15 protein-coding genes and 2 pseudogenes are annotated in these 15,880 nt (G+C 60.7%); 15 read left to right on the top strand and 2 right to left on the bottom strand.

Annotated elements, in window-relative coordinates; all coding sequences use genetic code 11:
• Positions 1 to 269 precede the first annotated feature (269 nt).
• From BMZ91_RS06470 to BMZ91_RS06430, 9 genes are all read left to right on the top strand, one after another.
• Complete coding sequence (locus BMZ91_RS06470; protein WP_092835973.1) at positions 270 to 1,526, top strand: PQQ-dependent sugar dehydrogenase; 1,257 nt, start codon at positions 270 to 272, stop codon at positions 1,524 to 1,526.
• The gene (locus BMZ91_RS06465; protein ID WP_092835971.1) at positions 1,526 to 2,110 is read left to right on the top strand and encodes a c-type cytochrome; all 585 of its coding nucleotides are present in this window, start codon (positions 1,526 to 1,528) and stop codon (positions 2,108 to 2,110) included. Before BMZ91_RS06470 ends, BMZ91_RS06465 begins: the two co-directional genes overlap by 1 nt.
• Positions 2,111 to 2,415: 305 nt before the next feature.
• Complete coding sequence (locus tag BMZ91_RS06460; protein WP_245736225.1) at positions 2,416 to 3,084, top strand: helix-turn-helix domain-containing protein; 669 nt, start codon at positions 2,416 to 2,418, stop codon at positions 3,082 to 3,084.
• 151 nt (positions 3,085 to 3,235) lie between these two features.
• Positions 3,236 to 4,132, top strand: a complete 897-nt coding sequence (locus BMZ91_RS06455; RefSeq protein ID WP_092835967.1) for a class II glutamine amidotransferase — start codon at positions 3,236 to 3,238, stop codon at positions 4,130 to 4,132.
• Between the two features lie 4 nt (positions 4,133 to 4,136).
• Positions 4,137 to 4,820 (top strand): GltB/FmdC/FwdC-like GXGXG domain-containing protein, encoded by a 684-nt coding sequence (locus tag BMZ91_RS06450; protein WP_092835965.1) that lies wholly within the window; start codon positions 4,137 to 4,139, stop codon positions 4,818 to 4,820.
• 11 nt (positions 4,821 to 4,831) lie between these two features.
• The gene (locus tag BMZ91_RS06445; RefSeq protein ID WP_092835963.1) at positions 4,832 to 6,169 is read left to right on the top strand and encodes an FMN-binding glutamate synthase family protein; all 1,338 of its coding nucleotides are present in this window, start codon (positions 4,832 to 4,834) and stop codon (positions 6,167 to 6,169) included.
• A gap of 67 nt (positions 6,170 to 6,236) precedes the next feature.
• A complete protein-coding gene (gene glnT / locus BMZ91_RS06440; protein ID WP_092835961.1) occupies positions 6,237 to 7,544 on the top strand; it encodes a type III glutamate--ammonia ligase in 1,308 nt (435 codons plus the stop codon).
• A 50-nt stretch (positions 7,545 to 7,594) separates the two neighbouring features.
• Positions 7,595 to 7,876, top strand: a complete 282-nt coding sequence (locus BMZ91_RS06435) for a hypothetical protein (RefSeq protein WP_092835958.1) — start codon at positions 7,595 to 7,597, stop codon at positions 7,874 to 7,876.
• A gap of 18 nt (positions 7,877 to 7,894) precedes the next feature.
• The gene (locus BMZ91_RS06430) at positions 7,895 to 8,680 is read left to right on the top strand and encodes an IclR family transcriptional regulator (protein ID WP_218145646.1); all 786 of its coding nucleotides are present in this window, start codon (positions 7,895 to 7,897) and stop codon (positions 8,678 to 8,680) included.
• Between the two features lie 5 nt (positions 8,681 to 8,685).
• Here BMZ91_RS06430 and BMZ91_RS06425 read toward each other — a convergent pair whose 3' ends face one another.
• The gene (locus BMZ91_RS06425) at positions 8,686 to 8,964 is read right to left on the bottom strand and encodes a rhodanese-like domain-containing protein (RefSeq protein WP_092835956.1); all 279 of its coding nucleotides are present in this window, start codon (positions 8,962 to 8,964) and stop codon (positions 8,686 to 8,688) included.
• Positions 8,965 to 9,078: 114 nt separating this feature from the next.
• Between BMZ91_RS06425 and BMZ91_RS06420 the strand changes: the two genes are divergently transcribed.
• From BMZ91_RS06420 to BMZ91_RS06395, 6 genes and pseudogenes are all read left to right on the top strand, one after another.
• Complete coding sequence (locus BMZ91_RS06420) at positions 9,079 to 10,353, top strand: NAD(P)/FAD-dependent oxidoreductase (protein WP_092835954.1); 1,275 nt, start codon at positions 9,079 to 9,081, stop codon at positions 10,351 to 10,353.
• A gap of 3 nt (positions 10,354 to 10,356) precedes the next feature.
• Positions 10,357 to 12,444 carry a hydantoinase/oxoprolinase family protein gene (locus BMZ91_RS06415; protein ID WP_092835952.1) on the top strand — a complete coding sequence of 696 codons (2,088 nt, stop codon included), beginning with the start codon at positions 10,357 to 10,359 and terminating at the stop codon, positions 12,442 to 12,444.
• A complete protein-coding gene (locus BMZ91_RS06410) occupies positions 12,441 to 14,087 on the top strand; it encodes a hydantoinase B/oxoprolinase family protein (protein ID WP_092835950.1) in 1,647 nt (548 codons plus the stop codon). Before BMZ91_RS06415 ends, BMZ91_RS06410 begins: the two co-directional genes overlap by 4 nt.
• Positions 14,088 to 14,091: 4 nt before the next feature.
• The gene (locus tag BMZ91_RS06405; protein ID WP_092835948.1) at positions 14,092 to 14,841 is read left to right on the top strand and encodes an SDR family NAD(P)-dependent oxidoreductase; all 750 of its coding nucleotides are present in this window, start codon (positions 14,092 to 14,094) and stop codon (positions 14,839 to 14,841) included.
• A gap of 11 nt (positions 14,842 to 14,852) precedes the next feature.
• Positions 14,853 to 15,089: a hypothetical protein gene (locus BMZ91_RS21405; RefSeq protein ID WP_092835946.1), complete on the top strand. Its 237-nt coding sequence runs from the start codon at positions 14,853 to 14,855 to the stop codon at positions 15,087 to 15,089.
• 84 nt (positions 15,090 to 15,173) lie between these two features.
• Positions 15,174 to 15,653: pseudogene (locus BMZ91_RS06395) on the top strand (IS21 family transposase); the annotation flags it as partial.
• A 33-nt stretch (positions 15,654 to 15,686) separates the two neighbouring features.
• Here the strand turns inward: BMZ91_RS06395 and BMZ91_RS06390 are convergent.
• Positions 15,687 to 15,880: pseudogene (locus BMZ91_RS06390) on the bottom strand (IS256 family transposase); the annotation flags it as partial.

The following is a 15,880-nucleotide window of genomic DNA, read 5'->3' as shown; positions in this document are numbered from 1 at the left end:
AAACAACACTATCGAAGGGCGGGCCAAGGCGCCGTCAACAGGCCTGAGACCCCTACTTTGGTCGTAGAAATCACCCCGATCAAGGCCTTGCTCTTTGCTAAATCTAGGCTAGGCTCGCGCCTTGTGAATGCAACGTAAGAGGTATTTGCACTGGCCTGCGAAGGGGAGAGCGCGCGCCGGTTCAACGTTTCGATTTCAAAACCTGATGGCCCGACTGTCGCCCTGACATGGCGGCCATACATGGAAGAATTTCAAATGGGAGGAACCACATGAAACATCTGCTATCATCCATTGCCGCGCTCGCCCTCACGGCCGGTCTGGGCCACGCGCAGGGCGCCAATGTGCCCGATAACCTCGACAAGCTGTCGAATTTCCAATCGACCGGCGTGACCGACTTTACCTTTATCGAACAAAGCGGCCCCTATGCCGATGGCATCAAAAAGACGCTTGAGGGCATCACCCTTCCGGCAGGCTTCAAGATCGGCCTTTACGCGGTCGTGCCCGATGCGCGCCACATGGCCGTCGGCCCGCAGGGTGTGGTGACCTTTGTCGGCACCCGCAAAGACAAGGTCTGGTCGGTGACCGACCGCAACAAGGATCGCATCGCCGATGAGGTCAAGGATTTCGCGCCCTCGCTCAAGTTCTCGATCCCGAACGGCCCGTGCTTTTCCAAGGATGGCTTTCTCTACATCGCCGAACAGAACCGCGTGTTGCTGTTCCCTGCGGCGGAATTCTTTTATGAAAGCCCCGATGTGGCGGCCTTCAACCTGGTCGCCCAGGGTGATCTGATCCCTGAAGAACAGGAAAGCTTCAACCACACCGCACGGGTTTGCGATATCGGCCCGGATGGCAAGATCTATATCTCGCTCGGTCAGCCGTTCAACGTCGCCCCGAAAGAGAACCTCGAAACCAACACCAAATGGGGCATCGGCGGCATCATCCGCATGAACACCGATGGCACCGGTCGCGAGGTTTATACCTACGGCGTGCGCAACTCGGTCGGGCAGGATTTCCACCCCGAAACCGGTGATCTGTGGTGGACCGACAATCAGGTTGACGGCATGGGCGATGACATCCCCCCCGGCGAACTCAACCATCAGACCGAGGCAGGCCAGCACTTTGGCCACCCGTGGTATGGCGGCGGTTCGGTGCGCACGAACGAGTACAAGGGCGAGGAAGTGCCCGTTGACGTGGTGATGCCTGCGGTCGAAACCGTGGCCCATGCCGCCGATCTTGGCATGACCTTCTACACCGGCAAGATGTTCCCGGCGAAATACAAGAACGCCATCTTCTCGGCGCAGCACGGATCGTGGAACCGCACAGAGCCAGTTGGCGCGCGTGTGATGGTCACCCATATCGCCGAAGACGGCACTGCCACGATGGAACCCTTTGCCGAGGGCTGGATCGACGAGAACGGCGAATATCTTGGCCGCCCGGTCGATGTGGCGCAATTGCGCGACGGCTCGCTTCTGGTCTCGGATGACCTTGCCGGCGCGATCTATCGCATCTGGTACGAGGGCAACTGATGTTCAAGGCATTTGTTTTGGGTCTGGGCGGGGTTTTCCTCGCCCAGACGGCGCTCGCCGAGGATATTAATGGCGATCCTGAGGCGGGGCGCAAGCTCGCCGGTCAGTGCCGCACCTGCCATGGCATCGACGGCTTTGCCAAAATCCCGATCGCGCCGCATATCGGCGGCGAGAACCCGGCCTATATCACCCATCAGCTGACCGCGTTCCGCGAGGGCACCCGCACGCATGAAATGATGAGTGTGGTGGCAAAAAATCTTGATGACGCGGCCATCGCCGATCTTGCCGCCTGGTACAGCAGCCAGACCCCGGTCGCCGCGCTATCCGCCGGTCAAACGCCCGAAAACGCGCCCGAAGGGTGCGTTGCCTGTCACGGCGCCGACGGCATTGCCCGGATTGAGGATGCGCCCAATCTTGCGGGCGAAACCACCATGTATATCGACACCCAGCTCAAGGCGTTCCGCACCGGCAAACGCACCCATGACATCATGACCAGCATCGCCGCCGAGATGACAAACGCCGAAATCCGCGCTGTAGCCGAATGGTATGCCAACGTCAATTTCAAGGTAAATCCGCAGAACTAACCCCGACGCGCAAAGCCATGGGCCATCCGGAATACCGCAAACAGCGGCCCCAAGCCATTACCCGCGAAAAGATAATGGCATCTTCCGCGCCGCGCTTGGCAATCTCAAGCTGCGCTGGATCTCGGGGGGGGGGGCCCGCTCTGAAACGCAGATTTGCATAAAACTTGCGACACAACTCACCCCAGCTCCCTTTTTTCGCGGAAGACCACATCCGGCGACTTAGTCCACCCAAAGCACAGCAAATACTGGAGTTACCCGTGAGGAGTGCGTAGCATCCCGCAAACATGAATGATCAAGGCCCCCGTATGACCAAACCCAAAAACATGCCCAAACCCAAAGACGCCGACGAAACACCCGTATTCGCCCAGGATCCGCACCGCGTGCGCGATCTCAATGAACGCAACCTCGAAGCCGCCATTGGCCGCGAAGTCCGCGCCTTACGCCATCAAAAAGGCATGACCGTGGCCGATCTTGCCAATGCGACGGGTCTGTCGCTCGGGATGCTGTCGAAGATCGAAAACGGCATCACATCGCCATCGCTGACCACATTGCAAATTCTGGCGCATACGCTCAGCACGCCGATCACCTCGTTCTTTCGCCGCTTTGAAGAACGCCGCGAGGCGATGCACGTCAAAGCCGGAGATGCGGTTGAAATCACCCGTGACGGCACCCGCGCGGGGCATCAATACAACCTGCTTGGCCATATCGGCAGCAACGCCTCGGGCGTCACGGTAGAGCCATACCTTATCACCCTGTCGGAAACCTCTGACGTATTCCCCACGTTTCAGCATGACGGCCTTGAACTGCTCTACATGCTCGAAGGGGTGCTCGATTACCGGCACGGCGATAATCATTACCGGCTGGAACCGGGCGATAGCCTGTTCTTTGATGCCGACGCCCCACATGGCCCGGATGGGCTTGTGCAGCTGCCCGCACGCTATCTGTCGATCATCTGCTACCCGCAGGGCAAGTAACCCCCTCACCTCAGCCGCCAGCATGACGTGGCTGCCCCAAGGGCGGCCGCCCCCGTCATTATGCTTTTAAAGCAAAAATATTTCCTGACAGTTGAATAACTTTTTTTTTGTGCTACACCTTTCATGATCATGAACCAAGGAGAACCGACTCATGTGTGGCATTGTGGGCTTATTCCTGAAGGACCGCGCGCTGGAACCGCAGCTTGGCGCCCTTCTGACTGACATGCTGGTCACCATGACCGACCGCGGCCCCGATAGTGCCGGCATTGCCATTTATGGCGGCGCAGAGGCCGGCAAATGGGTGATGACCGTGCAATCGGCCAATCCCGACGCGGATTTCGCAACTCTTGAGGCCGATCTTGCCGCCGCCCTTGGCGCGCCGGTCAAGATGACGGCCAAGGACACCCACGCCGTGCTTGAGCTTGATACAGACAAGGCCGCCGGGGCGCGCAGCGCCGTCAAATCCCTGCGCCCCGACCTGCGCATCATGAGCGCAGGCGAAAGCATCGAGATTTTCAAAGAAGTCGGCCTTCCCGCCGATGTCGCCGCCCGCTTCGAGGTCTCCAAGATGTCCGGCAGCCATGGCATCGGCCATACCCGCATGGCCACCGAATCCGCGATCACCACGATGGGCGCGCATCCGTTTTCCACCGGGCCCGATCAATGCCTTGTCCATAACGGCTCGCTCAGCAACCACAATAGCCTGCGCCGCCGCCTGATCCGCGAAGGAATGAGCTTCGAGACCGAAAACGACAGCGAAGTCGCCGCCGCCTACCTGAGCTGGAAAATGGCCGAAGGCGCGGATCTTGGCGACGCACTTGAGGCCTCGCTTGACGATCTCGACGGGTTTTACACCTTCGTTGTCGGCACCAAGGACGGCTTTGGCGTGCTGCGCGATCCGATTGCTTGCAAACCCGCCGTGATGGCCGAAACCGATCAATATGTCGCGTTCGGGTCGGAATATCGCGCGATGGTCAACCTGCCGGGCATCGAAACCGCCCGCGTCTGGGAACCCGAACCCTCAACCGTTTATTTCTGGAAGCACTGAACCCATGCAGACATTCGATCTAGAGGCCGACGGGCTGCGCGCGCTCAATTCCACGCTGCACGCCCAAAAGGAACACACCAACGCCACCGCCTGGGAAATCATCAACCCCAAAGGCAGCCACGCGCTTGCCGTGGGGGTCGATGCGCCGCTTGATATCACCGTGCGCGGCTCGACCGGCTATTACTGCGCGGGCATGAACAAGCTGGCCACGATCCGCATCAAGGGCAATGCCGGGCCGGGGGTTGCGGAAAACATGATGTCGGGCAGCGTCATCATCGACGGCGACGCAAGCCAATATGCCGGGGCCACGGGCCGGGGTGGCACCCTTGTGATCAAGGGCAATGCCGCCTCGCGCTGTGGTATCTCGATGAAGGGCATCGACATCATCGTGCATGGCAATATCGGTCATATGTCGGCCTTCATGGCGCAATCGGGCAATCTTGTGGTCTGCGGCGATGCCGGCGACGCGCTTGGCGACAGCCTCTATGAAGCGCGGCTTTTTGTGCGCGGTTCGGTCAAGAGCCTCGGCGCGGATTGCGTCGAAAAGGAAATGCGCCCCGAACATATCGAGATCCTGCGCGATCTTCTGGCGCGCGGCGAATGCGATGCCGATCCGTCAGAGTTTCGCCGCTACGGCTCGGCCCGCAATCTCTACAATTTCAACGTCGACAACGCGTCGGCCTACTGAGGCACATTCAGATGACTGATCAATCGCCGAAAATCCCGCAAACCGTGCCGCGCCAATCCGCCACTTTTACCAATGAAATCAACTCGGAAATCCGCCGCGCGGCGGCCACCGGCATCTATGATATCCGCGGTGCCGGCGCCAAACGCAAAGTGCCGCATTTCGATGACCTCTTGTTTCTTGGTGCCTCGATCAGCCGCTATCCCCTCGAAGGTTACCGCGAGAAATGCAGCACCAACGTCACCCTCGGCACCCGCTTTGCCAAAAAGCCGATCGAGCTTGATATCCCCGTCACCATCGCCGGGATGAGCTTTGGCGCGCTCTCGGGCAACGCCAAAGAGGCGCTTGGCCGTGGCGCATCCCTTGCGGGCACCTCGACCACCACCGGCGACGGCGGCATGACCGAAGAGGAACGCGGCCATTCCAAGACGCTGGTCTATCAGGTGCTGCCCTCGCGCTATGGCATGAACCCCGATGACCTGCGCCGCGCCGATGCCATCGAGGTGGTGATCGGCCAGGGCGCCAAACCCGGCGGCGGCGGCATGCTTCTGGGCCAGAAAATTACCGACCGGGTTGCAGAAATGCGCACCCTGCCCAAGGGCATCGACCAACGCAGCGCCTGTCGTCACCCCGATTGGACCGGTCCCGATGATCTTGAGATCAAAATTCTGGAACTGCGAGAAATCACCGGCTGGGAAAAGCCGATCTATGTGAAAATTGGCGGCACGCGGCCTTATTATGACACCACACTGGCGGTCAAGGCGGGCGCCGATGTGGTGGTCCTTGACGGCATGCAGGGCGGCACGGCGGCGACGCAGGATGTGTTCATCGAGCATGTCGGCCTGCCAACGCTGGCCTGTATCCGCCCCGCCGTTCAGGCGCTTCAGGACATGGGCCTGCACCGCGAGGTACAGCTTGTGGTCTCGGGGGGCATCCGCACCGGGGCCGATGTCGCCAAGGCGCTTGCGCTTGGCGCGGATGCGGTTGCCATCGGCACCGCCGCCATGGTCGCGCTTGGCGACAACGATCCGCGATGGGAATCCGAATATAACGCGCTTGGCACCACCTTTGGCGCTTATGACGACTGGCACGAGGGCCGCGACCCGGCCGGCATCACCACCCAGGACCCGGCCCTTGCGGCGCGGCTTGATCCGGTTGCGGCGGGGCGGCGTCTGCGCAATTATCTGGCGGTGCTCACGCTTGAGGCCCAGACCATCGCGCGCGCCTGTGGTCACAACAACCTGCACAACCTTGAACCCGAAGATCTCTGCGCACTGACAATGGAAGCCGCCGCAATGGCCCGCGTCCCGCTTGCCGGCACCACATGGATCCCCGGCCAAGGCGGGTTCTGAACACACCGGCCCCCGGCATCAATGACCGGGGGCCAATCAATTTACGACAACAGGGAACAGCAAATACATGGCCAAAGATCTTGCGCAATTCGCCGTCGAGAACGGTGTGAAATATTTCATGATATCCTATACCGATCTGTTCGGGGCGCAGCGTGCCAAGATGGTTCCCGCCCAGGCCATTGCCGACATGCAAAAGGACGGCGCCGGATTTGCCGGGTTTGCCACATGGCTTGACCTGACCCCGGCACATCCCGATATGCTTGGCCTACCCGACCCCGAGGCGGTTATCCAGCTCCCCTGGAAGCCCGAGGTCGCCTGGGTGCCCGCCAATTGCGTGATGAATGATGCCAAGCTGTCGCAAGCGCCGCGCAACGTGCTTTTGCGCCAGATCGAGGCCGCCGCCGAGAAGGGGCTGACCATCAAGACCGGCATTGAGGCCGAGTTTTTCCTGCTTGATCCCACCGGGGTCGAGGTGTCGGACAGGTTCGATAGCGCCGAAAAGCCCTGTTACGATCAACAGGCGATCATGCGCCGCTATGACGTGATTGCCGAGATCAGCGATTACATGCTCGATCTGGGCTGGGGCCCCTATCAGAGCGACCATGAAGACGCCAACGGCCAGTTCGAGATGAACTGGGAATTCGACGATGTGCTGGCCACCGCCGACAAGCATTCCTTTTTCAAGTTCATGGTCAAATCCGTCGCCGAAAAACACGGGTTGCGTGCCACCTTCATGCCCAAACCGATAGAGGGTCTGACCGGCAACGGCTGTCATGCGCATATCTCGATCTGGGACAAGACGGGCAAGACCAACCTCTTTACCGATGGCACCCATGATCTTGGCATGTCCGACACCGGCTGGCATTTTCTTGGCGGGATCATGAAACACGCCTCGGCGCTTGCCGCGATCACCAATCCGACGGTCAACAGCTATAAGCGCATCAATGCCCCGCGCACCATGTCGGGGGCCACATGGGCGCCCAACACCGTGACATGGACCGGCAACAACCGCACCCATATGGTGCGCGTGCCCGGCGCCGGGCGGTTCGAGCTTCGCCTGCCCGATGGCGCCGCCAACCCCTACCTGATGCAGGCGGTGATCATCGCCGCCGGCCTCTCGGGTATCAACACCAAGGCCGACCCCGGCAAGCGGCTTGATATCGACATGTACAAGGACGGCCATACCGTCAAGGACGCGCCCCCCCTGCCCCTCAACATGCTGGATGCCCTGCGCTTTTTCGATAAGGACAGCGCACTGAAATCCGCCCTCGGGGATGAGTTTTCGGCCGCCTTCATGAAGCTCAAACATCAGGAATGGAATGCCTTCGTCTCGCATTTCTCTCACTGGGAGCGCGAAAACACCCTCGATATCTAAGCCCCCCGCCACCTTTTCCCGAGGGCGGGACCCTTGCGCCGGTTTCGCATATGCGACCGGCGCAGTTTTTTATGCGCCGGTCGGAAATGCCGATTGTGCGTTGGTTCGCGATCATCATCATTGATATGTTTCGCTCGCTGCCTCTGGTCACCACCCTGTTCACTGCCGCCGTCGTACTGCTGCTGTTCCTGCCCTCGTGGCTGGAAGGCGACAAGTTCTGGTGGGTGATCTTTGGTTTCGCCCTGTTCTTCGCCTGTTATCAGGCCATCCCGAAAGGCCAGTTCGAAGCGGTCAAGGCGCATGAACCACAGACTTTCGAAGCTGAACCATAGCTGATACCAAGGGATAAAATGGACGGGTACAAGATGGATTCAGATGCGCCGAGCGAACCCAAGGTCGATTCCACCTTATCAAAGGGATTGACCATCCTGGAAAACCTTGCCGGATCGCTACAGGGCAAGGGTGTGACCGAGTTGTCAAAAGAGCTGGGCCTGACCAAGTCCAACACGTTCCGGCTTTTGCAGACATTGGTGACGCTGGGCTATGTGCAACACCTGCCCGACAAGACCTATGCCGCGACGCTGAAGACGTGGCGCGTCGGGCTGGCCTCGGTCGAAAACCTGAACCTGCGCGACATCGCCGCGCCCGAACTGACGTTCCTTTCGCAAGAGACCGGCGAGGTAATATATCTGGCGGTGCGGGAAAACCTTTCGGTGGTCTACATCGACAAGATCGACAGTCAGAAACCGATCCGGTCTTGGAATGCCATCGGCGGAACCGCACCTTTGCATTGTGTCGGGACCGGCAAGGCCATTCTGGCCGCGGATTTTGACAGGTTGCGCGATAAGATAAGCGGCGCGTTGACCCGCCATACCGACAAGACGCTTACAGACCTTGCAGCGCTTGAGACCGATCTCAAGGCGACGCTGGCGCGCGGCTATGCCTATGACGCTGGCGAGTTTCGCGAGCGCATTCTGAGTTTCGGCGCAGCGATCACCCTGCCAAGCGGTGAACCGGTCGCCGCCCTTGGAATTTCCTTGCCCGACATCAACCTGCCCGAGGGGGGCGTGGACCGATATGGCGGGCTTGTGTCGCACGCGGCCCGCTCCGTCTCGGCGAAGCTGGGCCGCGGCTGACCCGCTTACGCGTTTTTATCAGGAAATTCGATTGGGCCGCCGTGCTTTTCCCATGTGAAAAAGCCCTCTTTCAGGTGCGCGGCGTCAAACCCCATGTCCTGAAGCGTGGCGATGGTGATCGCCGACCGCCAGCCCGAGGCACAGTGAAAGGCGAATTTCTTGTCTTCCTGCGCGAAGATATCCTTGAAACAGGGGCTGTCGGGATCAACCCAGAATTCGATCTCTTCGATACGGGCACGCGCGGTCTCGACCATTTTGGAAGCGGAAGTTTTGAGCAGTTTCATAGGATCTTATGTGTTGGTATATGGAACACATATTTCGCATGTTGCCACACGCCCCTGAGTCGTGCAACCGTTCAGGTGAAGCTGTCGCAGCTATTCGTACTGGAGACACCCCAGATGACTGCATCCAAAGCCATTTCGTTATGGGACGCCTCGGCCCTGGAAACCGACTATACCGCGCCGCTCAATACGGAAGAGCAGGTTGACGTTGCCATTGTCGGGGCTGGGTTCACCGGCCTTTCGACGGCATTGCACTGTGCAGAGAAGGGTCTGTCGGCGCATGTCATCGAGGCAGAGCAGATTGGCTATGGTGGATCGGGCCGCAATGTCGGGTTGGTCAACGCAGCCCTCTGGTTACCGCCGCAGAAAGTGAGAGAGTCGCTCGGCCCGACCTATGGGCCACGATTCATCAAGAAATTCGGCAAAGGTCCGGAGTATGTCTTTTCGCTGATCGAAAAGCACCAGATCCGCTGTGAAGTGACGCGAACCGGTACGATCCACGCGGCCCACGGGCCAAGCGGTTACGCCGATCTTCAGGGGCGCCACAAGGAATGGCAGCGTCTTGGCGAACCGGTGGACCTGCTCGGCCGCGATGAAATCTCCGAGATGATCGGCACCAGGCATTTCCACGGTGGCTTGCTTGATCACCGCTGCGGCACGATCAACCCGATGGGCTATTGCCGGGGGCTGGCGCGCGCGGCACTGGGCGCCGGGGCGAAGATCAGCACAGGCGTCCGGGCCACACAGCTGCACCGTGACGGCAATTTATGGAAGGTGGAAACCGGCAACGGCACCCTGACGGCCAAGGCCGTGGTCTTGGGAACGAACGCCTATACCGACGCGCTTTGGCCTGGCCTCAACCGCACCTTTACGATGATTCACTACTTTCAGTTGGCCACGAAACCGCTCGGGCCAGAGGCGGATTACATCCTGCCAGGCAGGCAGGGGCTTTGGGATACCGGACAGATCATGTTCAACGTCCGCCGCGACGCCTTTGACCGCTTGCTGATCGGCTCGATGGGCAAGGTGGTCGGCACCAAGGACAACGGGTTGTCGCACCGCTGGGCAAAAAAGCAGATCGCGCGGCTTTTTCCAAAGCTTGGCCCGGTCGCGTTCGACGAAGCCTGGACCGGCCAGATCGCGATGACGCCCGATCACCTGCCGCGCATCCACCAGCTGGAGGCGAACCTCTTCACGCCGATTGGCTACAACGGCCGTGGTATCACCACCGGGACCATCTTTGGCGAGGCGATGGCGGGGCTCTTGACCGGCGCGGACCCTGCTGATCTGCCGTTGCCAATGACCGATCTTGCAACGGTTCCCTCGGCTCCCATAATGTCGCGGCTCTATCAATCCGCGTTTACCGCCAAACAAATATTAAAGGCGATCTGACCCATGAGCATTCCCACGAACCGCATCGGCGTTGATATCGGTGGCACGTTCACTGATGTAGCCCTTTCTCACGCAGGCGGATTGTCGACCTGCAAGGTCCTGACCAATTATTCGCAGCCCGAGCAGGCCATCCTTGACGGCATCGCAATTGCCGCAGAAAAGGCCGGGCTGCCGCTTTCGAAAATCGGCCAGGTGATTCATGGCACCACGCTGGTGACCAACGCGCTGATAGAGCGGCGCGGGGCCAGGTTGGCGTTCATCACCACCGAGGGCTTTCGCGATGTCATCGAGATGCGGTCGGAAAACCGGTTCGAACAATATGACCTGAACCTGACCCTGCCCAAGCCCCTGGTGCCGCGCGAGCATCGTTTTACGTTGAATGAGCGCATGGGCCCAAGCGGCGAAGTGCTGCTGCCGCTGGATCAGGCGGAAGTCGATCAGATGGTGCAGACCGTGCTGGCTGGTGATTTCGAGGCCGTCGCCATCGGTCTCATGCATTCCTATGCCAATGACGCGCACGAGAAACAAATGGCCGAGGCGCTGCGTGCCGCAGCACCCGATCTGTCAATCTCGATCTCGTCGGTGATTTCGCCGCAGATGCGCGAACTGCCGCGTTTCAACACGGTGATCGCCAACGCCTATGTTCAGCCGCAGGTGGCCGACTACCTTGGCCGTCTGGTGGATCGGCTGAGCGAGTCGGGCGTCGATGCGCCGGTGTTCATGCTGCATTCCGGCGGCGGTCTGATCTCGGTCGATGTGGCGGCGGAACAGCCCGTCCGGCTGCTGGAATCCGGCCCGGCGGGCGGCGCGATTTTTGCTGCCGACTTTGCGCGCGGGCACAGGCTGGGCTCTGTGCTGTCCTTCGACATGGGCGGCACCACGGCCAAGATCTGTTTGATCGAGGACGGCGAACCCAAGACTGCCAACACATTCGAGGTGGCGCGCACCTATCGGTTCAAGAAGGGTTCGGGCATGACAGTGTCTACCCCTGTGGTAGAAATGGTCGAGATCGGTGCGGGTGGTGGCTCGATCGCTTCGATTGACCAGTTGGGCCGCATTCAGGTTGGCCCACGCTCCGCCGGGTCAGAGCCTGGCCCGGCGTGCTATGGCAAAGGCGGCGAAGAGCCGACCGTGACCGATGCCAACCTGCTTCTGGGGCGGCTTGATCCCGACAATTTCGCGGGTGGTGCCATTCCCCTGTCGACAGAAGCGTCGGAAGCCGCCATCACCGCAAAACTGGCCTCGCACCTCGACATGAGCGCCTCCGATGCGGCCTTTGGCGTCACCGAGATGGTCGACGAAAACATGGCCAATGCCGCGCGGGTTCACACCGTCGAGAATGGGCGCGACATCGAGCATTTCACCATGATCGGCTTTGGTGGCGGCGCACCTCTGCATGCCTGTCGGCTGTGCGAAAAGCTGGGCATCAAGGAGTTGATCATCCCGCCGGGTGCCGGGGTTGGGTCGGCTATCGGCTTTCTGAAAGCTCCGTTCAGCTACGAGGCGACGCGAGGTCTGTTCCAGCGGCTCGATGGGTTTGACGCGGCGTCGGTGAACGCCGCACTGGTCGAGCTTGAAGAGGAGGCAACAGCCTTTGTCAGCGCCGGTGCCGGGGACGCCGAAACAACAACCCGTCTGACAGCTTTCATGCGCTATTCCGGGCAAGGCTGGGAAATCCCCGTCGTGCTGCCCTACAAGACGTTCGCAGACGACGACCGCACCGGGTTATTGGCCGCCTTCGAGGCTGCATACCGCGCCCTGTTTGGCCGGGTGATCGAAGGCCTCGGCATCGAAATCACCAACTGGTCACTGGTCGTGGCGTCGGTTCTTCCCGACACCGCCCCGGTCACACGCCATACCAGTGGTGCGGCGGTCACACCGAACCGCACCCGTCAATTCTTTGACGCCGCCCTGCGCAAATCGGTCGATGCGCAAGAGGTCGAGCGCAGCGCCATGACGCCGGGCCAGTCCGTGGACGGCCCCGCCATCATCGTCGAAAATGAAACCACAACCATCGTCACCTCCGGCTTCCGGGCCGTCGGCCAGGGCGACGGAAGCCTGCGCCTGATCCGCAAGGGAGACAGCCAATGACCCCGACAGCAATTGACTATCAGATCATGTGGAACCGCCTGATCGCGGTTGTGGAAGAACAGGCAACGACGCTGATCCGCACCGCTTTTTCCACCTCGGTGCGTGAGGCGGGCGACCTGTCCGCCGGGCTCTTCGACCGAAAGGGCCGGATGATGGCGCAGGCCGTCACTGGCACGCCCGGCCATGTGAACGCAATGGCCGAAAGTGTGACGCATTTCGTGCGCGAAATCGGTGCGCAGAACATCTTTGAAGGCGATGTTTTCATCACCAACGATCCATGGATGGGCACGGGCCACCTGCACGACATTACCGTCGTCTCGCCCGCCTTTCGCGACGACCGGCACATCGGCTTCTTCGCCTGCACGGCGCATGTGGTCGATATCGGCGGGCGCGGCTTTGGTCCTGACGCGAACGAGGTCTTTGAAGAAGGCCTGCTGATCCCGATCATGAAGTTCGCCGAGCGCGGTGAAGTTGCCCGCGACCTGATCCGTCTTGTGCGCGCCAATGTGCGCGAGCCCGATCAGGTGGTCGGCGACATGTATTCGCTGGCCGCCTGCAACGCGGCCGGCGACCGGCGCTTGCAGGTCATGATGGGCGAGTTCGGGATTACCGACCTTGACGGCCTGGCGGATTTCATCATCGAGACCAGCCGCAAGGCGACCCATGAAGCCATCGCAAAGGTTCCCGACGGCACCTTCCGCCACACCATGCAAGTCGATGGCTATGACGATCCGGTCACGATGATGGTCAGGCTCGATGTGGCTGGTGACAAGATCAAGGCAGATTTCGATGGCACCTCGGGCATGAGCCGGTTTGGTGTCAACTGCCCCGAGGTCTACACCCGCGCCTACGCCTGCTACGGTCTGAAATGCGCGGTGGCGCCTCAGGTGCCGAACAATACCGGCTCGCTGGAACCGTTCGAGATCACTGCGCCCGAGGGCTGTATTCTCGCGGCCAAACGCCCTGCGCCGGTCTCGGTGCGCCACGTTCTGGGGCACCTCGTGCCGGATGTCGTGCTGGGTGCTCTGCATCAGGCGCTGCCGAATACCGTTCCGGCGGAGGGCGCAAGTGCGCTGTGGAACATCCAGATTTCCGCCCGCGCCTGCGACCCCGACAGCGGCTTGCCGAACCGCGAGGTGCTGATGTTCAACTCGGGCGGCACCGGCGCGCGGCCTGAATTCGACGGTTTGTCGGCGACGGCGTTCCCCTCGGGCGTCTCTACCATGAGCGTCGAAGCCACCGAGCACGTCGGCCCGATCACCGTCTGGCGCAAGGACCTGCGGAGCGGCTCGGGCGGGGCCGGCGCCTTGCGCGGCGGTCTGGGCCAGACCATCGAGATCGAACCGCGCGACGGCTATGATTTCTACTTCAACGCCATGTTCGACCGGGTCGAAAACCCCGCACGAGGCCGCGACGGAGGCGCTTCGGGTGCAGCCGGTCGTGTGGAACTGGCCGACGGGACCAAGCTGCGCAGCAAGGGCCGCCAACTGGTCAAGAACGGCCAGCGACTGAAACTGAGCTTGCCCGGTGGGGGCGGTTATGGCGCGCCTGGCGACCGTGACCGCGCCCAGCTCGAAAATGACATACGTGCCGGGCTGATCACGCCCGAACAAGCGAAACAGGATTACGGATTTGAGGAATAACACCATGACACAAAAACCACTCGCACTTGTCACCGGCGCGGCCCAGGGCATCGGATATGCCTGCGCCGAGGCGCTGTCTGAAGATGGCTATGATGTGATTCTGTCCGACATCAACGACGAAGGTGTTACCGCCGCCGGCAAGGCGCTCGGTGCCAAAGCCGCGATTGCCTGCGACATGGGCGATATCGCCCAGATCGAGGCGATGTTCGCGCAGATCGCGGCCGATCACGGCCCTCTGCATGCGCTGATCAACAACGCGGGCGTCGCCATGCCCGGCGATTTTCTCACCTATGAGCTGGAAAGCTTTGAGCGGGTGATCGACATCAACCTGCGCGGTGTGTTCGTGGCCACGCAACTGGCGGCCCGGGTCATGGTCGAGCACAAGATCGCCGGCGCGATTGTCAACATGTCCTCGATCAATGCGCAGGTCGCGATCCCCGCGATCCCGGCCTATTGCGCCTCCAAGGGTGGCGTGATGCAGCTGACCAAGGTGGCGGCACTGGCGCTGGCCAAGAACAACATCCGCGTCAACGCGGTCGGCCCCGGTTCCATCGACACCGAGATGATGGCGGGCGTCAATGCCAATCCCGAGGCGTTCAAGGCCGCCATGTCGCGCACCCCATTGGGACGCGCCGGCGAGGCGCGTGAGATCGGCGACGTGGTGGCGTTCCTGTGCTCGAAAAAGGCCAGCTACATCACCGGCGAAACCATCTATGTCGACGGGGGCCGTCTGGGCCTCAATTATACCTGCTGAGGTTATACAAGATGCCTCGATACGCTGAAACTTACGCCGCCTGGCAAAACGACCCGGTTGGTTTCTGGCAGGAGCTCGCGACACGGATCGACGATGCCGCGCCCAAGGTGGTGATTTCAGCGTCCTGCGGCATTGAGCCGGGGCGGGTGATTGCTTACAAACCGCTCCTGGACGAGGCGATAGACCTGGCCGACAACAAGCCCGATCATTGCGTCTGTGAACGGCGGAGCAATACTCGGCCACGGTAGCGGCGGCATTGTGTTGTCGCGGGCGGCGTAAAAGTCGGCCACTTTTGCCCTTTCGATTTTTGGGAGGGCTTGGGGATATTCACCGTGGATTTGTATTTGAAGGTCCGTCACGCTCACTTTGAAGAAGGTTTGAGTGGGCGTCAGATTGCTCGGGATTTTGGGGTCAGCCGGGACAGTGTCGCGAAGATGTTGGCCTATTCCGAGCCGCCCGGATATCGCAGGACCGCACCGATCAGGCGACCGAAGCTAGATCCTTACACCGGCCAGATAGATCAGTGGCTGGCCGAGGATAATACCCGCCCGCGCAAGCAGCGGCATACAGCCAAGCGGATATTTGAACGGTTGCGCGATGAATGCTGGTATGATGGCGGATACACGATTGTAAAAGACTATGTGCGTGCCAAGAAGCGCGGCAGCAAGGAGATGTTTGTCCCGCTATCCCACCCACCCGGCCATGGCCAGGCGGATTTTGGCGAAGCGTTGGTTGTCATCGGTGGGATTGAACAGAAGGCGTACTTCTTTGCCTTTGACCTGCCACACAGCGATGCCTGCTATGTCCGCGCTTGAGCTATGCTTGAATATGGGTGATGCGCATCATCAGGCGGCGCGGTTTTCGGTGTCGTCGGTCACTTCGACACCGTCGTTGAATTTGCTTCCTTCGATGACTTTTGGCAACTGGTTTCTGCCCTTGAGCCGCAGCCATTTCTTTGATGCGGCCTGAATGAGGGTGAAAACCATCAGCTTTGCGGTTTTTTGTGACAGCGCGCCTTTGGTGCGCACCGTTCGGTGCC

The organism is Roseovarius lutimaris (assembly GCF_900115165.1).
GTDB lineage: Bacteria > Pseudomonadota > Alphaproteobacteria > Rhodobacterales > Rhodobacteraceae > Roseovarius > Roseovarius lutimaris.
This window is presented reverse-complemented; position numbering and strand designations above follow the sequence as displayed.

What these genes read in the sequence shown, in the direction of transcription:
- BMZ91_RS06470 (WP_092835973.1), top strand. Translation starts at nt 270, where the DNA reads ATGAAACATCTGCTATCATCCATTGCCGCGCTCGCCCTCACGGCCGGT.
- BMZ91_RS06465 (WP_092835971.1), top strand. Translation starts at nt 1,526, where the DNA reads ATGTTCAAGGCATTTGTTTTGGGTCTGGGCGGGGTTTTCCTCGCCCAG.
- BMZ91_RS06460 (WP_245736225.1), top strand. Translation starts at nt 2,416, where the DNA reads ATGACCAAACCCAAAAACATGCCCAAACCCAAAGACGCCGACGAAACA.
- BMZ91_RS06455 (WP_092835967.1), top strand. Translation starts at nt 3,236, where the DNA reads ATGTGTGGCATTGTGGGCTTATTCCTGAAGGACCGCGCGCTGGAACCG.
- BMZ91_RS06450 (WP_092835965.1), top strand. Translation starts at nt 4,137, where the DNA reads ATGCAGACATTCGATCTAGAGGCCGACGGGCTGCGCGCGCTCAATTCC.
- BMZ91_RS06445 (WP_092835963.1), top strand. Translation starts at nt 4,832, where the DNA reads ATGACTGATCAATCGCCGAAAATCCCGCAAACCGTGCCGCGCCAATCC.
- glnT (WP_092835961.1), top strand. Translation starts at nt 6,237, where the DNA reads ATGGCCAAAGATCTTGCGCAATTCGCCGTCGAGAACGGTGTGAAATAT.
- BMZ91_RS06435 (WP_092835958.1), top strand. Translation starts at nt 7,595, where the DNA reads ATGCGACCGGCGCAGTTTTTTATGCGCCGGTCGGAAATGCCGATTGTG.
- BMZ91_RS06430 (WP_218145646.1), top strand. Translation starts at nt 7,895, where the DNA reads ATGGACGGGTACAAGATGGATTCAGATGCGCCGAGCGAACCCAAGGTC.
- BMZ91_RS06425 (WP_092835956.1), bottom strand. Translation starts at nt 8,964, where the DNA reads ATGAAACTGCTCAAAACTTCCGCTTCCAAAATGGTCGAGACCGCGCGT.
- BMZ91_RS06420 (WP_092835954.1), top strand. Translation starts at nt 9,079, where the DNA reads ATGACTGCATCCAAAGCCATTTCGTTATGGGACGCCTCGGCCCTGGAA.
- BMZ91_RS06415 (WP_092835952.1), top strand. Translation starts at nt 10,357, where the DNA reads ATGAGCATTCCCACGAACCGCATCGGCGTTGATATCGGTGGCACGTTC.
- BMZ91_RS06410 (WP_092835950.1), top strand. Translation starts at nt 12,441, where the DNA reads ATGACCCCGACAGCAATTGACTATCAGATCATGTGGAACCGCCTGATC.
- BMZ91_RS06405 (WP_092835948.1), top strand. Translation starts at nt 14,092, where the DNA reads ATGACACAAAAACCACTCGCACTTGTCACCGGCGCGGCCCAGGGCATC.
- BMZ91_RS21405 (WP_092835946.1), top strand. Translation starts at nt 14,853, where the DNA reads ATGCCTCGATACGCTGAAACTTACGCCGCCTGGCAAAACGACCCGGTT.